The organism is Mesorhizobium sp. WSM4809 (genome assembly GCF_055811655.1).
Genome location: NZ_JBVVQW010000010.1, coordinates 1 through 17,959, shown reverse-complemented (window position 1 = coordinate 17,959; position 17,959 = coordinate 1). Strand labels below are relative to the sequence as shown.

Sequence of the window (17,959 nt, the reverse complement as noted above, 5' to 3'; positions counted from 1 at the left end):
GGTTCTACTCGGCCGCGGCCTTGCCGCGACCGAACCGTTGCTCGATATAGTCGGCGACCATTTTCTCGAAATCCGCGGCGATCGACGGCCCGCGCAGCGTCGCCGCCTTTTTGCCGTCGACGAAGACAGGCGCCGTCGGCATTTCGCCCGTGCCGGGCAGCGAAATGCCGATATCGGCATGCTTGGACTCGCCGGGGCCGTTGACGATGCAACCCATCACCGCGACCTTGAGGTTCTCGACGCCGGGGTATTTGTCGCGCCACACGGGCATGTTCTTCCTGAGATCGGCCTGGATGTTCTGGGCGAGTTCCTGGAACACGGTGGAGGTGGTGCGGCCGCAGCCGGGGCAAGCGGCAACAATCGGCACGAACTGTCTGAACCCCATGGTTTGCAGCAATTCCTGCGACACCTGCACCTCGCGCGTGCGGTCGCCGTTCGGCTCCGGTGTCAGCGAGATGCGGATGGTGTCGCCGATGCCTTGCTGGAGCAGGATGCCCATGGCGGCCGACGAAGCGACGATGCCCTTCGAGCCCATGCCGGCTTCGGTCAGGCCGAGATGCAGCGCGTGGTTGGAGCGGGTGGCGAGTTCGGTATAGACGGCTATCAGGTCCTGCACGCCGCTGACCTTGGCCGACAGGATGATTTTTTCGCGGCCAAGGCCGATCTCTTCCGCCATCTCGGCCGACAGGATCGCCGACTGCACGATCGCCTCGCGCATCACCTCCTGGGCCGTCAGCGGAAAACCCTTGTCCTGGTTGTCGTCCATCAGCCGGGTCAAAAGCTCCTGGTCGAGCGAGCCCCAGTTGACACCGATGCGCACCGGCTTGTCGTGCCTGATCGCCATCTCGACGATATCGGCGAACTGGCGGTCCTTCTTGTCCTTGAAGCCGACATTGCCCGGATTGATGCGGTATTTGGCCAGCGCCTCGGCGCAGGCCGGATGATCGGCCAAAAGCTTGTGGCCGATATAGTGGAAATCGCCGACCAGCGGCACGTTGATGCCGAGCCGCTGAAGCCGCTCATGAATGCGCGGCACGGCGGCGGCACTCTCGTCGCGATCGACGGTGATGCGCACGATCTCCGAGCCGGCCCGGTGCAGCGCTGCGACCTGCGCAACCGTCTGGTCGATATCGGCCGTATCGGTGTTGGTCATCGATTGGACGATAACGGGCGCACCGCCGCCGACGACCACGCCGCCGACATCGACGCTGACCGACGTGCGGCGGGGGAAAGGAGAGGAAAAATATCCGGTCATGCCGGCAGCCTTTTGTCTCTGGAGCATCTTGTGTCCTGCATGGACGCACAACGACGCCCCGGGCCGATGCGCTGAGGTCCGGGCATGAGGTGGAGGAGCAAAGATGGCTTGTCAATGGCGACAGGTCGCCATTGGCCGGAATCGCCCGCCGCCGGCGACCAGAAACAATCGATGATCTGGCGAAACGGGCGACGGTCGAAGCGGAGATTGAGCCGGGTGCAAGTCCAGCTTCGGCTGACAGACCGGTGCTGGAAAATCAAAACCCTCCACGCCGGCGGCGGGGCGCCGCCGGGAAAAGAGGCCGCGGATATTGGGCGGCTATGTCAGGAGGGCGTCAATGCGTGGTCGGTTTGCCTCTTAGTTTTTCAATCTCGTCCTTGAGTGCCAGCTTGCGTCGCTTGAGATTCACGATTTCGAGGTCGTCGACCGATGGATGATTCATCGCGTCATCGATTTCACGTTCGATGTCGCCGTGTTTCCGCTGCAACTCATCAAGATGGGATGCAAGAGACATGATTGGTTCTCCCTTTCATGGTTTTCCTCGATTGCAACCGTCACGGCGCGTCCACCGCAGGTTCGCTTCTGTGACGGCACAATGACACTGTGCCACCATCCGGCCGCGATGTCGAATGATCCGTGGTAGCATTCCACGACACCTTGAAATGTGATATGGGCTGCACGCCGGTGACAAAACACCCGGTCCCGCCCAATCAGGCCCAGTTTTGGGCGCCGCAGACGTGCAGACGGTAGAGAATGTCCGATCAGGAACAGGCCGATATTCGCCTAGAATTTTCCCGCCTGAAGCAGGAACACGCCGATTTCGATGCGGCCATCAACGCGATGATCGCCATGGCCTGCGATCCGCTGCAGATCCAGCGCATGAAGAAGAAGAAGCTGTTCCTGAAGGACCGGCTGATGGCGCTGGAAGACAAGATCATTCCCGACATCATTGCGTGAGTTGGCGTTCGCTCGCTCGCGCTACCCGGCGATCGAAAGCTTCGCGGCACGATCACGCAGCAGGCCGATAAGTTCGCCGGTCCGCCCCTCGGATGTATCGATGGGGACCACCAGGCACATCGTCGCCTCGACCTTGCCCGGCGCTGAAAACACCGGCGCGGCAAGGCACTTGGTATAGGCATCGACAAGGCCCGAAGTGACGCAATAGCCGGTGATCCGCGCTTTTGCGATGTCGGCGACGAAATCGTCGAGCCGCAGTTTGCGCCCGTCGGGCAGCACGAGATCGTCGTTTGACACCATGTCTTCGATCTCAGCCTTCTCCAGCCCAGCCAGAAGCAGCCGCCCCGAGGCCGTCCAGGGCAGCGGTATCTGCAAGCCGGTGGCGGAACTGATGCGGAACGGCCTGGTGCCGGGACTCGCATGGACGATCGTATAGCGGCCGCTCTGCAGCATGCACAGTTCGGAAGTCTCGCCGGTCTCGCGCGACAGATTGTCGACCTCCTGGCGCCCCCGCCTCAACAGGTCGTTGCCCCGCACATAGTCCATTCCGTAGAGATAGAGCTTCTTGCCGAAATACACGCGATTGCCGTCGCCTTCCATTTCCAGCAGTCCCGCATCGACCAGCGACCGCACCAGCGTATAGATCGTCGAACGGGGCGCGTTCACGCCCTTGGCAAGGTCGCCAATGCCGATCGCGCGCTGGGTCGTGTGAAGAAACTCCAGAATCTCGAGCACCCGGTTGAGCCCCTTTTCACGGGAGCCCGAAATCTTCTCGCCGGCTGAAAGTGCCGAGGCATTGCCATCTTGCATTGTTGATTCCCGGTGTTAGTATCTGTCCTGTACAGGATACACACGTCTCTTGTAAGAGACAATCGCTTCGACGTCACTGACGCGTGTATTGCCTGTGCAAGGGGAACACAAACGAAAGGAGGTCGCCGTGAACGACACATCCGGAAGACGTGATTTTCTGAAATTGGGAATGGCGGGACTGGCCACGGCCGGCGTCGTGGGTGCGGCGGTAGCCGTCGATGCCCAGAAGGCCGCTGCTCAGGCAGCACCCGACAGCCTGCTGCGCACCGTGCTCGATCGCGGCAAGCTGATCGTCGGCACCGGCAGCACCAACGCGCCGTGGCACTTCGAGAACGATGCCGGCGAACTCGTCGGCATGGACATCACCATGGGGCGCATTCTTGCCAAGGGCCTTTTCGATGATCCGACCAAGGTCGAGTTCGTGATGCAGGATCCGGCACAGCGCATCCCCAACGTCACCACCAACAAGGTCGACATCACCATTCAGTTCATGACGATGAGCGCCCAGCGCTCGCAGCTGGTCAACTTTTCCCGGCCTTACTACGTCGAGGGCGTCGCCCTGCTGAGCCTTCCGACCGCCGAGAACAAGACCTTCGACAAGTTGCTTGCCGGCGGCTCGGCGACACGCGTCTCCATCCTGCAGAATGTCGATGCCGAGGCGCAGGTGCATTCGGTGCTGCCCGAGTGCCAGGTCATGCAGATCGATACCCAGGCCAACGTGCTGCAGGCACTGGAATCGAAACGCGTCGACGCCGCTGCCGTCGATCTGTCCACGGTGCGCTGGCTCGCCTCGCGCAATCCGGACAGATATTTCGACGCCGGCAAGAGCTGGCTGAGCATGCTTTATGGCGCGGCACTCCGGCAAGGCGACCTTGACTGGCTGACCTTCGTCAACGCGACCTTCACCATCGCCATGTTCGGCCACGAAAACGCACTCTACGATGCCGCCTTCAAGGACTATTTCGGACAGGAGCCGCCGGCGCGCCATCCCGGCTTCCCGGCCATCTGATCTGCATCAGGTGGGAGGGCGTATCCAGCGCCCTTCCGCCTCCCTAGAGCAATTCCAGGAAGTGTGAAACGGTTTTTCGTCCGGAATTGCGTCAAACAAAGAGTTAGAGCGGGTCGCCGTTTCCGTGAAACGGTGAACTGCTCTAAGCCTGCGGCACTGAGGCGGACGCATGGGCTATGCCCTTAATTTCAACCTGATCTGGCGGCACTTCGACAAGCTGTGGGGCGGACTGCTGCTCAGTCTCGAACTCGCCGTCATATCGATCGCCATCGGCACCGTCATCGGTCTGGTTTTGGCGGTCTGGTACGTGTCTGCCGGACGCATCGTGCGCACCATCATCGCCGCCTACGTCGAATTCATCCGCAACGTGCCGCTGATCCTGCTCGTCTACCTCGTTTTCTACGGCCTGCCGACAGTGGTCGACATCGCCTACAGCGCGCCGACCTCGTTCGTCGTCACGCTGTCGCTCTATAGCGGCGCCTATCTGGTCGAGGTGTTTCGCTCCGGGCTCGAAGCCGTTCCGCGCGGACAGTTGGACGCCGGCAAGGCAATCGGCCTGACGCCCTGGCAAAGGCTGCTCAACGTGCGCCTGCCGACCATGCTGCGCATCACCTTGCCGGCATTGTCCAACACCTTCATATCGCTGTTCAAGGACACCTCCGTCGCCTCGGTCATTTCGGTGCCGGAGCTGACCTATGGCGCCCAGTGGATCAACTTCAACACCTTCCGCATCGTCGAGGTCTATCTCGTGGTCACGGCGATGTATCTGGTGACCGGCTACATCTTGCTTTTTGCGCTTCGGCTCGTCGAGCGCCGGTTCAGGGCGGCGCGCTGACATGCTGACCCAGATAGCCTATGCCTTGCCTTTCCTCGCCCAGGGCTTTGCCCTGACACTGTGGGTATCCCTGCTGGTCGTGGTGTTTTCGTTGATCGCCGGCGTGATCATGGGCGTCGGCCTAGTCTATGGCCCGGTGCCGTTGCAATGGGCCGTGCGCATCTTCAGCGACACCATCCGCGGCATCCCGATCCTGGTGCTCATCTTCTTTGTCTATTACGGACTGCCGGCCGTTGGGCTTCATCTGCCGTCGTTCTGGGCCGCAGTGCTGGCGCTGACCCTGTTCAAGACAGCTCAGGTCGTCGAATATTTCAGAGGTGCTGTCGGCTCCATTCCGAAAGGGCAGTCCGAGGCGGCGATGGCGATCGGACTCACCTTTCGCCAGCGGCTCGCCTACGTCATTTTCCCACAGGCGTTCAGGCGCTTCCTGCCGCCCTGGATTAACGGCGTCACCGATGCGGTCAAGGGCAGCGCGCTGGTATCGCTGCTCGGCATCACCGACCTGATGCAGGCCATCAACCAGGTCATCGGCCGCACCTATGAGGCCATGCCGCTCTATATCCTCGGCGCGCTCATCTACTTCGCGGTCAACTATGCCCTTTCGCTCGCCAGCCGTCGGCTCGAGCGGCGTTTCTCCTTCATCCGGGAATAGCAATGTCCACAAGTCCGAAAAACACCCCGGCCCTTCTCGACGTCCAGGACGTTTCCAAAGCCTTTGGGACCGTCCAGGTCCTGCGTTCGGTCAGCCTGCAGGTGGCGAAGGGCGAGGTGGTGACGGTCATCGGCCCCTCCGGCAGCGGCAAGACCACGCTGCTGCGTTGCGTCAACTTTCTCGAAAGCTATGACAGTGGTTCGATCCGCATCGACGGCAAGGAGGTCGGCTTTCGCGAAGCCGGAACCCGCCAGCGTCGCAGCGAACGCGATCTCGCCGCGATGCGCGCCGAGACCGGCATGGTGTTCCAGAGCTTCAACCTCTTTCCGCACCTGACAGCCGCCGGCAACATCATGCTTGGCCTCACCAAGGTGCGCGGCAAGAGCAACGCCGAAGCGCGCACCATCGCCGAACACTGGCTCGGCCGGGTCGGCCTCGCCCACAAGGCCGACAGCCTGCCCGCCGAACTGTCCGGCGGCCAGCAGCAGCGCGTCGGCATTGCCCGCGCCGTGGCCATGGGGCCGAAGATCCTGCTTCTCGACGAGATAACCTCCGCGCTCGACCCGGAACTGGTCGGCGAGGTGCTTGAGGTCGTGCGTAGCCTGGCCGAGGACGGCATGACGATGGTGATGGTCACGCACGAAATGGCCTTTGCCCGAGATGCCTCGAGCCGCATCATCTTCATGGCCGATGGCGGCGTCAGCGCGGCGGGTCCACCCGCCGAAATCCTGGCGGCCGACACCGACAATGAGCGCCTGCGCACCTTCCTGGCGCGCTTCCGCGCCTCGCATTTCTAGAACGGGACAGCGAACGCTGTCGCAAGGAGCCTTCTTTCATGACGCCTTATATCCGGCTCGCCGCGTTGGGCCTGACGCTGCCCGAGCCGCCGACACCGATCGCCAACTTCGTCACCCATGCCGAAAGCGGCCGGCTGATCTTCCTGTCCGGCCAGGGTCCGCTGCGCACCGACGGCACGCTGTTTACCGGCAAGGTGGGGGAGGATGTCACCGTCGAGCAGGCTTATGGCCATGCCCGCCTCACCGGCCTCAATCTGCTTGCCGTCATGCACGCAGCCACCGGCGACCTTGGCCGGATCGTGCGCGTCGTCAAGCTGCTCGGCTTCGTCAACGCCATACCGACCTTCAGCGACCACCCGAAAGTGGTCAATGGCTGTTCCGACCTGTTTGCCGATGTGTTCGACAATATCGGCGGCCATGCCCGCTCGGCGATCGGCGTCGGCTCCTTGCCTGGAAACATCACCGTTGAAATCGAGGCGGTTGTCGAGATCGCCGCCTGACCTTTAGAAGAATGGAATCCGAGAGATGAAAACCACTTCCACCGACGGCTCCAACACCACCATCCGCGAACGGCTCGGCCTTCGCCCGATCATCAATGTCTCCGGCACGATGACCGCGCTCGGCGCGTCGATCATCGTCCCCGAAGCGATCAGCGCCATGGCGGAAATGGCCTCGCAATGGGTGGAAATGGATGACCTGCAACGTGCCGCAAGCACGATCGTCGCGCGCCTGACCGGCGGCGAGGCCGGTTTCATCACTGCCTGCTGCGCCAGCGGCATCACCATGGCGATCGCCGGTGCGATGACGGGGACCAATCTGCTCGCCATTGAGCGGCTGCCTGATAACACGGAAGGCCTCAAGTCGGAGGTCATCGTCCAGCTCGGGCACATCGTCAACTATGGTGCGCCGATCGACCAGTCGGTCCGGCTGGCGGGCGCCAGGGTGGTGCCGGCCGGCACGGTCAGCGTGACGCAGGACTATCATGTGCGCGACGCGATCAACGACCGCACGGCGGCGGGCCTCTACGTCGTTGCGCACCACACCGTGCAGTATGGCATGCTGTCCCTGGAGGAATTCTGCGAGATCTGCCACGCCAGGGGCGTCCCTGTGATCGTGGATGCGGCTTCAGAGTATGATCTGCGCGGCTTCCTCGCGCGCGGCGCCGACATTGTCATCTACAGCGGACACAAATTCCTGAGTGGGCCGACCAGCGGCATCGTCACCGGGCGCAAGGATCTGGTTCGCACCGCCTATCTCCAGAACCGCGGCGTCGCCCGCGCCATGAAGGTCGGCAAGGAGAGCATCGCCGGCACCATGGCCGCACTGGAAGCCTGGGAAAAGCGCGACCATGCCGGCATCCGCCGCCGCGAAGACGCCGCGCTCAACCTGTGGAAGGAGACGTTGCAGGGCCTGCCGGGCATTGTCGCGCAGATCATTCCCGATCCGACCGCCAACCCTCTCGATCGGCTTCAGATATTTGTACTGCCCGAAAGCCGGTTCACGGCGGCCGGCCTCACCTCGGCATTGGCGACGGGCTCGCCGCCGATCATCGTGCGCAACCATGAGGTGGAGCGCGGCCATTTCTTCCTCGATCCCTGCAACCTCCATCCCGGCGAGGCTGAGATCGTCGCCGAACGGTTGCGCGCCGTATTGACCGCCAAGGACCGCCCGGCCGATGCGATGAAACTCGCCCGCAAGGATTCGTCCGGCGTCTTGCGCTGGCCAGATTGAACACCCGGCGAATCGCTACCTGAATGCGCCGGCCGTAACCAGCACGCGCCATCATGCGCCTATTGGCCTGACGGGCTCTCCAGGGCACCGGCCGGGAAACTGCCGGCTCCCTTTGCGCACCTTGGCGGGTCCAGCCTGGTGGCCGCTTCGTAGCCTCCCAAACAAACTTTACAAATATCTTTATTTATGTGAAGTCATGACGATTGAAGGATCGATCATGACAGCCACTCGTTTCGCCACGCGCCTGAATTCCTTTGCCTCGCGGCCGCAGGCTGAGTGGCCCGATCTTACTGGCAAGCCGTCGCTGCTGCAGATGGCGGCGCGCGCCGCCAAGGTCGAGGGGCTTACCGATCTCGATCTCAACTTTCCTGACCACGTCGGTGAAAAGCCCACGGAAATCGCCCTGAAACTGGGCGATCTAGGGCTCTCCATCAATGGCTTTGCCATGCGCTACTACTCCAACCCCGCCTTCAAGCTCGGCGCTTTCACCAATCCGGATCCGGCGGTGCGCCGCGAGGCCATCGACCTGACCAAGGCCGGCATCGATGCCGTGCGTGAGGCCGGCGCCAGCCTGATGACGCTGTGGCTCGGCCAGGATGGCTTCGACTACGCCTTCCAGGCCGACTATTCGACGCTTTGGCAACACGAAATTGATGGGATTCGTGAAGTTGCGGCACATGATCCCGACTGTCAGATCAGCCTTGAATACAAACCGAACGAACCCCGCTCCTACAGCCTGATGCCGGATGCGGCGACGACCTTGCTGGCGATCCGCGATGTCGGCCTGCCCAATCTCGGCGTCACGCTCGATTTCGCTCATGTGCTCTACGCCGACGAACAGCCGGCCTTTGCCGCAGCCCTGGTGGCGCGTCATAGCAAGCTGCTCGGCGTGCACCTGAACGACGGCTACGCCAAGCGCGACGACGGCCTGATGGTCGGCGCGGTGCACACGCTGCAGACCATCGAGCTGCTCAGGCAGATTCGCCGCGACGGTTACGCCGGCGCCATCTATTTCGACACGTTCCCCGATATGACCGGGCTCGATCCGGTGCGCGAGTGCGAAGTCAACATCGCCACCGTCAAGCGCATGCTGCGCGTCGTCGACCGGCTGGAGCAGGACAATCGCCTGTCCGCCGCCATGGACAGCCAGGATGCCGTTACGTCGCAGGCCATCATCCAGGAAATCATGCTCGGGCCGGATAGCTGAGGCATCCGCGCCATCGCCGTTTTTCAACCAGGGAGGAATACAATGAAACTTCTGCTTGCCACCGCTACCGCCGCACTGATGGCGCTCTCGATCGGCTCTGCCTTTTCCGCCGACCTCGCGCCGCTCAATTCCGACACGGAAAAGGACCGCATCGACTGGTCGCAGGTCGAGGCCAAGTTCGGCGCGTTCCCCAAGCTGCCCGAAGGCACCAAGGCAGGCGCGGTCTCCAAGACGCTGACCAATGAATACTGGCGCTCGCTGGGCGAGGGCTACACGGCATTCGGCGCCAAGGTCGGCGTTCCTGTCGTCTATCAGGCAGCGCAGAGCGAGGGCGACCAGCTCGGCCAGCTCACCATCGCCGAAGGCCTGGTGACGCAGGGCTACAACGTGCTGCTCGTCTCGCCGCAGACGGATGCCAATCTGCAGCCGATCATGGAGCAGGCAAAGGCCGCCAACGTGCCGGTGGTCAATGTCAATGACGCCGTCATCCCGCAGGCCGAGCATTATGTCGGCAATGTCCAACGCGACAATGGCGTGCGCGTCGCCAAATGGTTCGTCAAGAATCGTCCGAATGGCGGCAAGGTCGCCATCGTCGAAGGCCAGGCTGGCGTCTATGCCGCCGTGCAGCGCACCGATGGCTTCAAGTCGACCATCACCGAGGGAGGCAAGTTCGAGGTTGTCGCCAGCGTTCCCGGCAACTGGGACCGCCAGACCTCCTATGACGCGGCCACCAACATCCTGCAGCAGCATCCCGACCTGATCGGCTTCTATGCCAACAATGACGGCATGGCGCTCGGCATCGTCGAGGCTGTCAAGGCCGCCGGCCTGCAGGACAAGGTTGCGGTCTTCGGCACCGACGGCATTTCCGATGCCTATGCCTCCATACGGGCCGGCGAACTGACCGGCACGGTCGACAGTTTCCCCGTTCTGACCGGCGAAGTGGCGTTGGAAACAGCTCTGCGTCTCGTCGCGGGACAGAAGCTGCCGCGCGTCGTCGCCACGCCACAGGCGCTGATCACCAAGGACAATGCCGACCGCTATTCCGGCGCCGGCGCGCGCAAGGCGCTGCTCGAGGACGCGGCTGCGGGCCAGTAAGGCCAACCAACAGTGCCGGTCAGGGCAATTCGCTTCTGACCGGCACCATGGCCCGGAGATAGAACCCGATGTCACCCAGGCTGCAATTCAAGGGCATTTCCAAGCTGTTTCCGGCCGTACGGGCGCTCCACGAGGTGTCACTCTCGGTGGGGGCCGGTGAAATCCACGGCCTGCTCGGCGAAAACGGCGCCGGCAAGTCGACGCTGCTGCGCATCCTGTCTGGCGTCTACAGGCCGACAGCGGGAAGCGTCCTCATTGACGGCAAGCCGGTTACACTCGCCAACCCGGTTGCCGCGCGCGCTGCGGGCGTCGCCATGATCCATCAGGAATTGCAGCAGGTGCCGCGCCTCAGCGTCGCCCAGAACATGTTCCTCGGCCATCCGCTGACGCGCGGCGGCATCTTCGTCGCCAGCAGAGAGCAGGAGCGCCGCGCCGCCGAGGCTCTTGCAGCCATCGACCCTTCCATCGATCCAGCCGCCCCGCTCGGCACCCTGAAGGTGGCGCAGCGGCAGATTGTCGAGATTGCCAGGGCATTACTCGATCGCGCCCGCATCGTCGCCATGGACGAGCCGACATCGAGCCTGACGCCGAGCGAATTCGAACGGCTCGCGCAAGTCATTACAGGTTTGACGCGCGATGGCGTCGCCGTCGTCTATGTCTCGCACAAGCTGGATGAGGTGTTCGGCATCTGCCGGCGCGCCACCATCATGCGCGACGGCGTCGTCGTCGATTCCGTCGATCTGAAAGACCTGTCGGAGAAAGCGGTCGTGGCGATGATGGTCGGCCGCGAACTGGCGCAGGAACACCATAATTCCCATGCCACGAACAAGGTCATGCTGAGCGCGCGTGGCCTCTCCTCGGCGACGAAGGTGCGCAACGTGTCGTTCGATCTGCATCGCGGCGAGGTGCTGGGGATTGCCGGCCTGGTCGGTTCCGGCCGAACTGAACTTTTGCGGCTCCTGGCCGGCGCCGATCGCGCCACGGCCGGCACCATTGCAATCGACGGCAAGGCGGCGCGCTTCGCCGGCCCGCGCGATGCGATTGCCGCCGGCATCGGCCTGGTGCCGGAGGAGCGCAAGCGCGAAGGCATCGTGCCGCTGCGCTCGATCACCAGCAACATGGCGCTGGCCTCGATGAACGTATTCGCGCCGCGCGGCGTCATCGATCACACCAGGCTGAAACAGGTGGCGGTCGACAGGATGAGCCGCGTCAATCTGCGCCCGTTCCTGCTCGACCGGCCGATCCGCCTGTTCAGCGGCGGCAACCAGCAGAAGGCGATCATCGGCCGCTGGCTGGCCGCGGGAACGCGCATCCTCTTGTTCGACGAACCGACACGCGGCATCGATGTCGGCGCCAAGGCGGAGATCTATCATCTGATCGAGGAACTCGCCGCCGAGGGTCATGCCGTGATCGTCGTCTCCTCCGAACTCCCCGAAGTGATCCGGCTTGCCGACCGCGTGCTGGTCATGCGCGACGGCACGATCGCGGCCGAACTCCACAGAGACGATATCAGCGAACAGGCGATCGCGGCGCACGCCATCCCGCAAACGCAAACGCCGGCCGCGTAACAGGCAAGGCAGAGGTGACGGATATGTCGGATACCACTCTGGTGCGGCCACGCGCCGAATTCCTGCGCGGCGTTTCGATGCGCGACGCCGGCACGCTGATCGGCCTTGTCGTGATCCTGGCCGTATTCGGCGCGCTGGTGCCCGGCTTCTTCGCCGAGCGTAACCTGATCAACATCCTGCAGCAGTCGAGCATCAATGCCTGTCTCGCACTCGGCATGACGCTGGTCATCATCTCCGGCGGCATCGACCTGTCGGTCGGGCCGACGGCGGCACTCTCGGCCGTCATCTCGGCCTCTATGATGGTCGCCGGCGTGCCGTTTCCGCTGGCCATCGCCGCCGGCTTCGTCATTGGCCTTGCCTGCGGCCTCGTCAACGGCGTGCTCGTCGCCTATGTCGGGCTGCAGCCCTTCATCGTCACGTTGGGAACGCTCAGCACCTATCGGGCGCTGGCGCTGATCTACACCGGCGGCAATCCGGTCCTCGGCCTGCCCGCCGACTTTCGCGCCATCTTCAACGGATCGCTGTTTGGACTGCCTCTGGCGGTCATCATCGTCGCCTGCGTGGCTGTCGTCGCCTGGGTCGTTTTGAAGAAGACGCCCTTCGGCGAATATCTGCTTGCCGTCGGCGGCAACGAGGAAGCGGCCTACATCGCCGGCGTGCCGATTGCCCGCACCAAGATCGCCGCCTACATGATCTCAGGCCTGCTGGCGGCGCTTGCCGCGCAGATCCTGGTCGGCCGGCTCGGCGCCGCCGAGCCCATCCTCGGCAATCTCTGGGAACTCGACGCCATCGCGGCTGCCGCCATCGGCGGCGCCTCGCTGATGGGCGGCAAGGGCAGCATCGTCGGCACCATCCTGGGCGCCGTCATCCTCGGCGCCATGCGCAACGGTTTGACGCTGATGAACGTCCAGTCCTTCTATCAGCTTCTGGCAACTGGTCTTATAATCCTCGCCGCGATGCTTATCGATCGCGTGACGAGGGGGCGTGGATGACCTTGAGCGGGCTGGACCTGAAAGCGGTAGGACCGCGCATCCGCATGATGATGCCGCATCTCACCCCGTTGGAGGCGAAGGTGGTGGAAACCGTCTTCGGCCGGCGCGGCTTCGACGAGAGCATTCCGCTGAAACAGATCGCCGAAGAGTCCGGCGTGTCCGAGGCGATGGTGGTCAAGATCGCCAAGAAGCTGGGATTTTCCGGCTATCGCGACTTCCGCACCGCCGTCTATGAATACAGTCGCCTGCCGACCGCCGAGATGCACCAGGAACTGTCATCCGACGACAGTTCGGCCGAGATCGTGCAAAAAGTCTTTCGCACCTCCATCCAGGCGCTGGAGGAGACGCTGGCGATCCTCGACATCGAGGATTTCGACCGCGCCGCCGAGCTGCTCTTCCGTGCCAAGAACCGGGATTTTTATGGCGTCGGCGGCTCGGCGCAGATCGCCCGCGATGTCTCGCACAAGTTTCTGCGCATCGGCATCCGCGCATCCGTCTATGACGATTCGCATATGATGCTGATGTCGGCCTCGCTGCTCGGCGGCGACGACATCGCCGTCGGCTTCTCGCATTCGGGCAACACGTCGGCCGTCATCGACGCCATCCAGCTGGCCCGCAAGAACGGTGCCCGCACGCTGGCCATCACCAACTACGACAACTCGCCGCTGGCTGCGGTCGCCGACATCGTGCTGTGCTCGACCGCGCAGGGCTCGCCGCTGATGGGCGAGAACGCAGCGGCGCGCATTGCCCAGCTCAACATCCTCGACGCGCTGTTCGTGGCGGTGGCACAGCGCGACTACCAGGCGGCGGAGCGCAATCTCGGCCGCACCATGTCCGCGGTGACATCGAAACGAAAAGACCGGGGCTCATGACGACATCGCCGCTGGTCACCGTGTTCGGCAGCTTGCATTACGACATCATGGTCGACGCGCCCGACCGCCCGCGCAAGGGCGAGACGGTGACCGGCCATGCCTGGCACCCGAAATGCGGCGGCAAGGGCGGCAACCAGGCTGTCTCGGCGGCGCGGGCCGGCGTGCGCGCGGCGATGATCGGCGCCGTCGGCGACGATGATTTCGGGCGGGCGTTGCTGGCCAATCTCAATCGCGCAGTGGTCGACCACCGCTTCGTGCGGGTGGCCGCTGGCGCCGGCTCCGGCATGAGCGTGGCGATCTTCGACGCGGGCGGCGACTATGGCGCGGTGATCGTCTCGGGCAGCAATCTGACACTGGGCCATGCCGACATCGTCTCTGCTTCCGATGTGGTGGGACAGACGGCGGTGCTTTTGTTGCAGAACGAAGTGCCGGAAGCCGGCAACATTGCCGCCGCACGCGCCGTCAAAGCACGGGGCGGCCGCGTCGTGCTCAACGCGGCCCCCGCGCGCAAACTCTCCGACGAGTTGATCGCCCTGGTCGACATATTGGTGGTCAACGCCATCGAGGCTGAATTCCTGGCTGGCACAGCAGTGTTCGAGACGCTGGACGGGGCCGCGCAAGCCGCACGGCTGCTGGCCGATCTTTATCCGGTGGCGATTGTCACGGCGGGCGGCGAGGGCGTCGCCTGTTGCGATCGTAGCGGTGAGGCCTTTGCTCTGTCCGCCATCCCCGTCAAGGTCGCCAGCACGCATGGCGCCGGCGATGAATTCGTTGGCGCGCTGGCCGCGGGACTTGCCCGTGGGCAGACCATGCGGGCGGCCATCACCGCCGCCAACGCGGCTTCGGCCTTGCTGGTCTCGACGCCAGAGGCCGAGCGCGACGGCATCTGACCGGCTGGTTTCCGTCTTGCCAGACCGCCGCGGCCGCCGCCTATCCTTGCGGCCTCGCGCGAATTCCGCTAAGGCGCGCCTTTGTCGCCGGGGAACACGGACTTGGACGATCAACGCGCCGACGTCGCCATCATCATGGGCAGCCAGTCCGACTGGGCGACGATGCGTCATGCCGCCGAAACGCTGGAAGCACTCGGCATCCCGCACAAGCGGCTGATCATCTCCGCGCATCGCACGCCGGACCGGCTCTATGATTTCGCCAAGGGCGCCAAGGCAGCCGGTTATCAGGTGATCATCGCCGGCGCCGGCGGTGCGGCGCACCTGCCCGGCATGACGGCGGCGATGACGCCGCTGCCGGTGTTCGGTGTGCCGGTGGAATCGAAAGCGCTTTCCGGGCAGGATTCGCTGCTGTCCATTGTCCAGATGCCAGCCGGCATTCCCGTGGGCACGCTGGCCATCGGCAAGGCCGGCGCTGCCAACGCAGCCCTTCTGGCCGCTGCCGTGCTGGCCCTGAACGATGACAGCCTTGCCGTCCGTCTGGACGCCTGGCGCGCCGCGCAGACCGCCAAGGTCGCGACCGAACCGACGGATACGCCGTGAGCCTGCCCGCCGGATCGACCATCGGCATCATTGGCGGCGGCCAGCTCGGCCGCATGCTGGCTGTTGCCGCCGCCCGCCTCGGCTACCGCACCGTGGTGCTGGAGCCGCAAGCGGATTGCCCGGCCGCGCAGGTCGCCAACCGGCAAATAACAGCCGCCTATGACGACCCGGCCGCTCTTGCCGAACTGGCAGGCTCGAGTTCCGTCGTCACCTACGAGTTCGAGAACGTGCCGGTTGCAGCCGCCAGCGCGCTGGCCGTCAAGGTTCCGGTCTATCCGCCGGCGCGTGCGCTGGAAGTGGCGCAGGACCGGGTGGACGAAAAAACATTCCTCAACGGCATCGGCATTGCCACCGCCGATTTCCACGCCGTCGACAATGATGACCAGCTGATCGCGGCGCTGAAAGCATTCGACGGCAGCGGTGTCCTGAAGACCCGGCGCATGGGCTATGACGGCAAAGGCCAGCGCGTCTTCCGCAACATGGAAGCCGGCGGCTTCGCCGGCACATGCGACGCGATGGGCAATGTGCCTCTGATCCTGGAGGCCTTCGTGCCGTTCGAGCGCGAGATATCGGTGATCGCGGCGCGTGGGCTGGACGGTGCGGTTGTCGCCTACGATCCAGCCGAGAATATCCATCGCAACGGCATTCTCCACACATCGACCTTGCCGGCCGCCATTATGCCGGAGACGGCGGAAGCGGCCCGAACGGCCGCATCGAAGATCCTGTCGGCGCTGAACTATGTCGGCGTCATCGGCGTCGAGTTCTTCGTGCTGGCGGACGGCTCGCTGCTGGCCAACGAGATCGCGCCGCGCGTGCACAATTCCGGCCATTGGACGGAAGCCGCCTGTATCGTCTCGCAGTTCGAGCAGCATATCCGCGCCATCGCCGGCCTGCCGCTCGGCGCCCCGGACCGCCATTCCGACTGTGTGATGGAAAACCTGATCGGCGACGATGTGCTGCGCGTCCCGGAGCTGCTCGCCGAGCCCGATCTGATGCTGCATCTCTACGGCAAGGCCGAAGCGCGGCTCGGCCGCAAGATGGGACATTTCACTCGGATCAGCCGTCGCGCCTCATAGGGTTGCCTACTGCAAATCGTCGCTCTCGTCCTCGCCTGGTTTGACGCAACTCAAATCGCCTTCCTCGCAATTGGCCGCGGCAGCGAGCTGCTTGATGCGATCATTAGTCAATCTGGTCAGGCATTGCGATACTGCCATCGGATGGATCGAGCCGTCTTGACTGGCGGCGGTGGAATGCGCGCATTCGGCATCGCGAAAAGTGATCCAGGCGCGCTGCGCCACCTGCAGCAATCTCTTGCCGCCGGCGTCATCCGAGCTGGTGAGGTCCTGATAGGCCTTGTTGAGCTTGGCGTCGGCCGCCTGATAGTCTTCGCCGGCACAGATGTTCATCATCTGCTGGCTGTCGTCGCTGCGGTCGCATTCCTGCGCGCGAGCAACCGAAGCTGCCGCCAGCAGGACAAGGCAGGCGGACAGGAACATTCGGCGCATGGTTCTCTCCAAATCACTTCACGGCGACCGCATCATCCCAGCCGGCCCCAGGGCCGCGCAATGCCGCAAGGCCGACATGGCGGATAATTGATGACAGGGACAATTCACAGCCGCTATGGAGCACGCTTGCGGTTGACAGGGACAAGGCTCCTCGTTTATGAGCCTCCCACAGTTCAAAGGCGCGTCTTCTGGCGCGCCTTAAAATTTCGACCCGGACCGGGTCCACACCGACAGGCAAGACCATGAAGATCAAGAATTCGCTCAAGGCGCTGAAGGCGCGTCACCGCGACAACCAGTTGGTTCGCCGCAAGGGCCGCGTCTACATCATCAACAAGACCGCCCCGCGCTACAAGGCACGCCAGGGCTGAGTTTTCGGGCAGGAGGCTGTTGCCTCCCCCCATTTGATGCTTGTTGCCGCCTGCCGGCATTTTCACGCCAAATTCAGTTTGACGTTCCGTCGCCCGGGACTAGAGTCCGGCGATGCGGACTCTTTTTGCATTTGTGACATCTCTGCTTGTTTCCGGCGTCATTTATGGCCCGGCATGGGCGGACGATGCTGTCGCGCCGCCGGCCACTCAGGACGCGCCGCCCGCCGCAACGACGAAACAAGCCCGCCTCGACCAGCTGTTCAGCGATCTGAAACGCGAGCGCAACGAAAAGGCGGCCGAGCGCATCGCCGGCAACATCTGGAGCGAGTGGTCGCAATCCGGCAGCGCCTCGATCGACCTGATGATGCAGTGGTCGCAAAAAGCCGTCGAGGGCCAGAAGTTCGACGTCGCGCTCGATTTCCTCGACCAGGTGGTGACTTTGCAGCCGACTTATGCCGAAGGCTGGAACCGGCGTGCCACCGTCCATTTCATGATGAAGAACTACGGCAAGTCGATGTCCGACATCGACCATACGCTGCAGCTCGAGCCGCGCCACTTCGGCGCGCTGTCCGGCCTGGCGCAGATCATGGCGCTGACCGGCCACAAGCAATCGGCGCTCGAGGCCTGGCAAAAGGTGCTGGCCATCTATCCGATGATGCGCAGCGCCCAGGACCAGGTCGGCACGATTTCGGAGGAACTTGCCGGTGAAGGCATTTGATGTCCTGAAGGGAATACGAGAGTAAGGCAGTATGTAAGTGGTGCAGATTGCGCTGTGGAACATATCCCCTACTCCCCTACTCCCCTACTCCCCTACTC

The 17,959-nt window shown here is 63.6% G+C and carries 21 protein-coding genes; 17 read left to right on the top strand and 4 right to left on the bottom strand.

The features are described from left to right. Positions 1-4 precede the first annotated feature (4 nt). Together ispG and AC0L24_RS22580 are read right to left on the bottom strand one after the other, a co-directional pair. The gene (gene ispG, locus AC0L24_RS22585) at positions 5-1,255 is read right to left on the bottom strand and encodes a flavodoxin-dependent (E)-4-hydroxy-3-methylbut-2-enyl-diphosphate synthase (RefSeq protein WP_164873938.1); all 1,251 of its coding nucleotides are present in this window, start codon (positions 1,253-1,255) and stop codon (positions 5-7) included. A 334-nt stretch (positions 1,256-1,589) separates the two neighbouring features. Then, positions 1,590-1,769 (bottom strand): YdcH family protein, encoded by a 180-nt coding sequence (locus tag AC0L24_RS22580; protein ID WP_013529217.1) that lies wholly within the window; start codon positions 1,767-1,769, stop codon positions 1,590-1,592. A 239-nt stretch (positions 1,770-2,008) separates the two neighbouring features. Here AC0L24_RS22580 and AC0L24_RS22575 point away from each other — a divergent pair, with 239 nt between their 5' ends. After that, positions 2,009-2,212: a YdcH family protein gene (locus tag AC0L24_RS22575; protein WP_013529216.1), complete on the top strand. Its 204-nt coding sequence runs from the start codon at positions 2,009-2,011 to the stop codon at positions 2,210-2,212. A 21-nt stretch (positions 2,213-2,233) separates the two neighbouring features. Here the strand turns inward: AC0L24_RS22575 and AC0L24_RS22570 are convergent, their stop codons facing one another. Further along, positions 2,234-3,022, bottom strand: a complete 789-nt coding sequence (locus AC0L24_RS22570) for an IclR family transcriptional regulator (protein WP_127399021.1) — start codon at positions 3,020-3,022, stop codon at positions 2,234-2,236. 127 nt (positions 3,023-3,149) lie between these two features. Here AC0L24_RS22570 and AC0L24_RS22565 point away from each other — a divergent pair, with 127 nt between their 5' ends. The 14 genes from AC0L24_RS22565 (at position 3,150) to AC0L24_RS22500 (ending at position 16,346) form a co-directional block, all read left to right on the top strand. Next, complete coding sequence (locus AC0L24_RS22565) at positions 3,150-4,031, top strand: transporter substrate-binding domain-containing protein (protein ID WP_127267516.1); 882 nt, start codon at positions 3,150-3,152, stop codon at positions 4,029-4,031. 169 nt (positions 4,032-4,200) lie between these two features. Next, positions 4,201-4,866, top strand: a complete 666-nt coding sequence (locus AC0L24_RS22560) for an amino acid ABC transporter permease (protein ID WP_023810937.1) — start codon at positions 4,201-4,203, stop codon at positions 4,864-4,866. Between the two features lies 1 nt (position 4,867). Continuing rightward, the gene (locus tag AC0L24_RS22555; protein WP_023810936.1) at positions 4,868-5,518 is read left to right on the top strand and encodes an amino acid ABC transporter permease; all 651 of its coding nucleotides are present in this window, start codon (positions 4,868-4,870) and stop codon (positions 5,516-5,518) included. Between the two features lie 2 nt (positions 5,519-5,520). After that, entirely contained in the window at positions 5,521-6,315 is a 795-nt protein-coding gene (locus AC0L24_RS22550; RefSeq protein WP_127272345.1) for an amino acid ABC transporter ATP-binding protein, read from the top strand. Between the two features lie 38 nt (positions 6,316-6,353). Further along, the gene (locus tag AC0L24_RS22545) at positions 6,354-6,815 is read left to right on the top strand and encodes a RidA family protein (RefSeq protein ID WP_127382404.1); all 462 of its coding nucleotides are present in this window, start codon (positions 6,354-6,356) and stop codon (positions 6,813-6,815) included. Positions 6,816-6,840: 25 nt separating this feature from the next. Beyond that, complete coding sequence (locus tag AC0L24_RS22540) at positions 6,841-8,046, top strand: aminotransferase class V-fold PLP-dependent enzyme (protein WP_292140733.1); 1,206 nt, start codon at positions 6,841-6,843, stop codon at positions 8,044-8,046. Positions 8,047-8,263: 217 nt separating this feature from the next. Continuing rightward, positions 8,264-9,253 (top strand): TIM barrel protein, encoded by a 990-nt coding sequence (locus AC0L24_RS22535; protein WP_127809061.1) that lies wholly within the window; start codon positions 8,264-8,266, stop codon positions 9,251-9,253. Between the two features lie 42 nt (positions 9,254-9,295). Beyond that, on the top strand, positions 9,296-10,348 hold the full coding sequence (locus tag AC0L24_RS22530) for a sugar ABC transporter substrate-binding protein (RefSeq protein ID WP_127269388.1): 1,053 nt from the start codon (positions 9,296-9,298) through the stop codon (positions 10,346-10,348). A 68-nt stretch (positions 10,349-10,416) separates the two neighbouring features. Continuing rightward, entirely contained in the window at positions 10,417-11,916 is a 1,500-nt protein-coding gene (locus tag AC0L24_RS22525; RefSeq protein WP_127809060.1) for a sugar ABC transporter ATP-binding protein, read from the top strand. 23 nt (positions 11,917-11,939) lie between these two features. Then, positions 11,940-12,908, top strand: a complete 969-nt coding sequence (locus AC0L24_RS22520; RefSeq protein ID WP_127809059.1) for an ABC transporter permease — start codon at positions 11,940-11,942, stop codon at positions 12,906-12,908. Next, positions 12,905-13,780, top strand: coding sequence for a MurR/RpiR family transcriptional regulator (locus AC0L24_RS22515; RefSeq protein WP_013529211.1), 876 nt, complete (start codon positions 12,905-12,907; stop codon positions 13,778-13,780). The genes AC0L24_RS22520 and AC0L24_RS22515 overlap by 4 nt, the downstream gene beginning before the upstream one ends. Next, the gene (locus AC0L24_RS22510; RefSeq protein ID WP_127809058.1) at positions 13,777-14,670 is read left to right on the top strand and encodes a ribokinase; all 894 of its coding nucleotides are present in this window, start codon (positions 13,777-13,779) and stop codon (positions 14,668-14,670) included. Before AC0L24_RS22515 ends, AC0L24_RS22510 begins: the two co-directional genes overlap by 4 nt. Positions 14,671-14,772: 102 nt before the next feature. Next, the gene (gene purE / locus AC0L24_RS22505) at positions 14,773-15,270 is read left to right on the top strand and encodes a 5-(carboxyamino)imidazole ribonucleotide mutase (protein ID WP_127296872.1); all 498 of its coding nucleotides are present in this window, start codon (positions 14,773-14,775) and stop codon (positions 15,268-15,270) included. Beyond that, positions 15,267-16,346 carry a 5-(carboxyamino)imidazole ribonucleotide synthase gene (locus AC0L24_RS22500; RefSeq protein WP_127809057.1) on the top strand — a complete coding sequence of 360 codons (1,080 nt, stop codon included), beginning with the start codon at positions 15,267-15,269 and terminating at the stop codon, positions 16,344-16,346. Before purE ends, AC0L24_RS22500 begins: the two co-directional genes overlap by 4 nt. 6 nt (positions 16,347-16,352) lie before the next feature. On the opposite strand, the gene AC0L24_RS22495 is transcribed toward AC0L24_RS22500, so the two are convergent. After that, a complete protein-coding gene (locus AC0L24_RS22495) occupies positions 16,353-16,775 on the bottom strand; it encodes a lysozyme inhibitor LprI family protein (RefSeq protein WP_127397018.1) in 423 nt (140 codons plus the stop codon). A gap of 242 nt (positions 16,776-17,017) precedes the next feature. On the opposite strand from AC0L24_RS22495, the gene ykgO reads away from it, so the two are divergent. Continuing rightward, positions 17,018-17,143, top strand: coding sequence for a type B 50S ribosomal protein L36 (gene ykgO, locus AC0L24_RS22490; protein ID WP_006327841.1), 126 nt, complete (start codon positions 17,018-17,020; stop codon positions 17,141-17,143). Positions 17,144-17,255: 112 nt separating this feature from the next. After that, positions 17,256-17,861: a tetratricopeptide repeat protein gene (locus AC0L24_RS22485; RefSeq protein WP_127809056.1), complete on the top strand. Its 606-nt coding sequence runs from the start codon at positions 17,256-17,258 to the stop codon at positions 17,859-17,861. Positions 17,862-17,959: the final 98 nt, after the last annotated feature.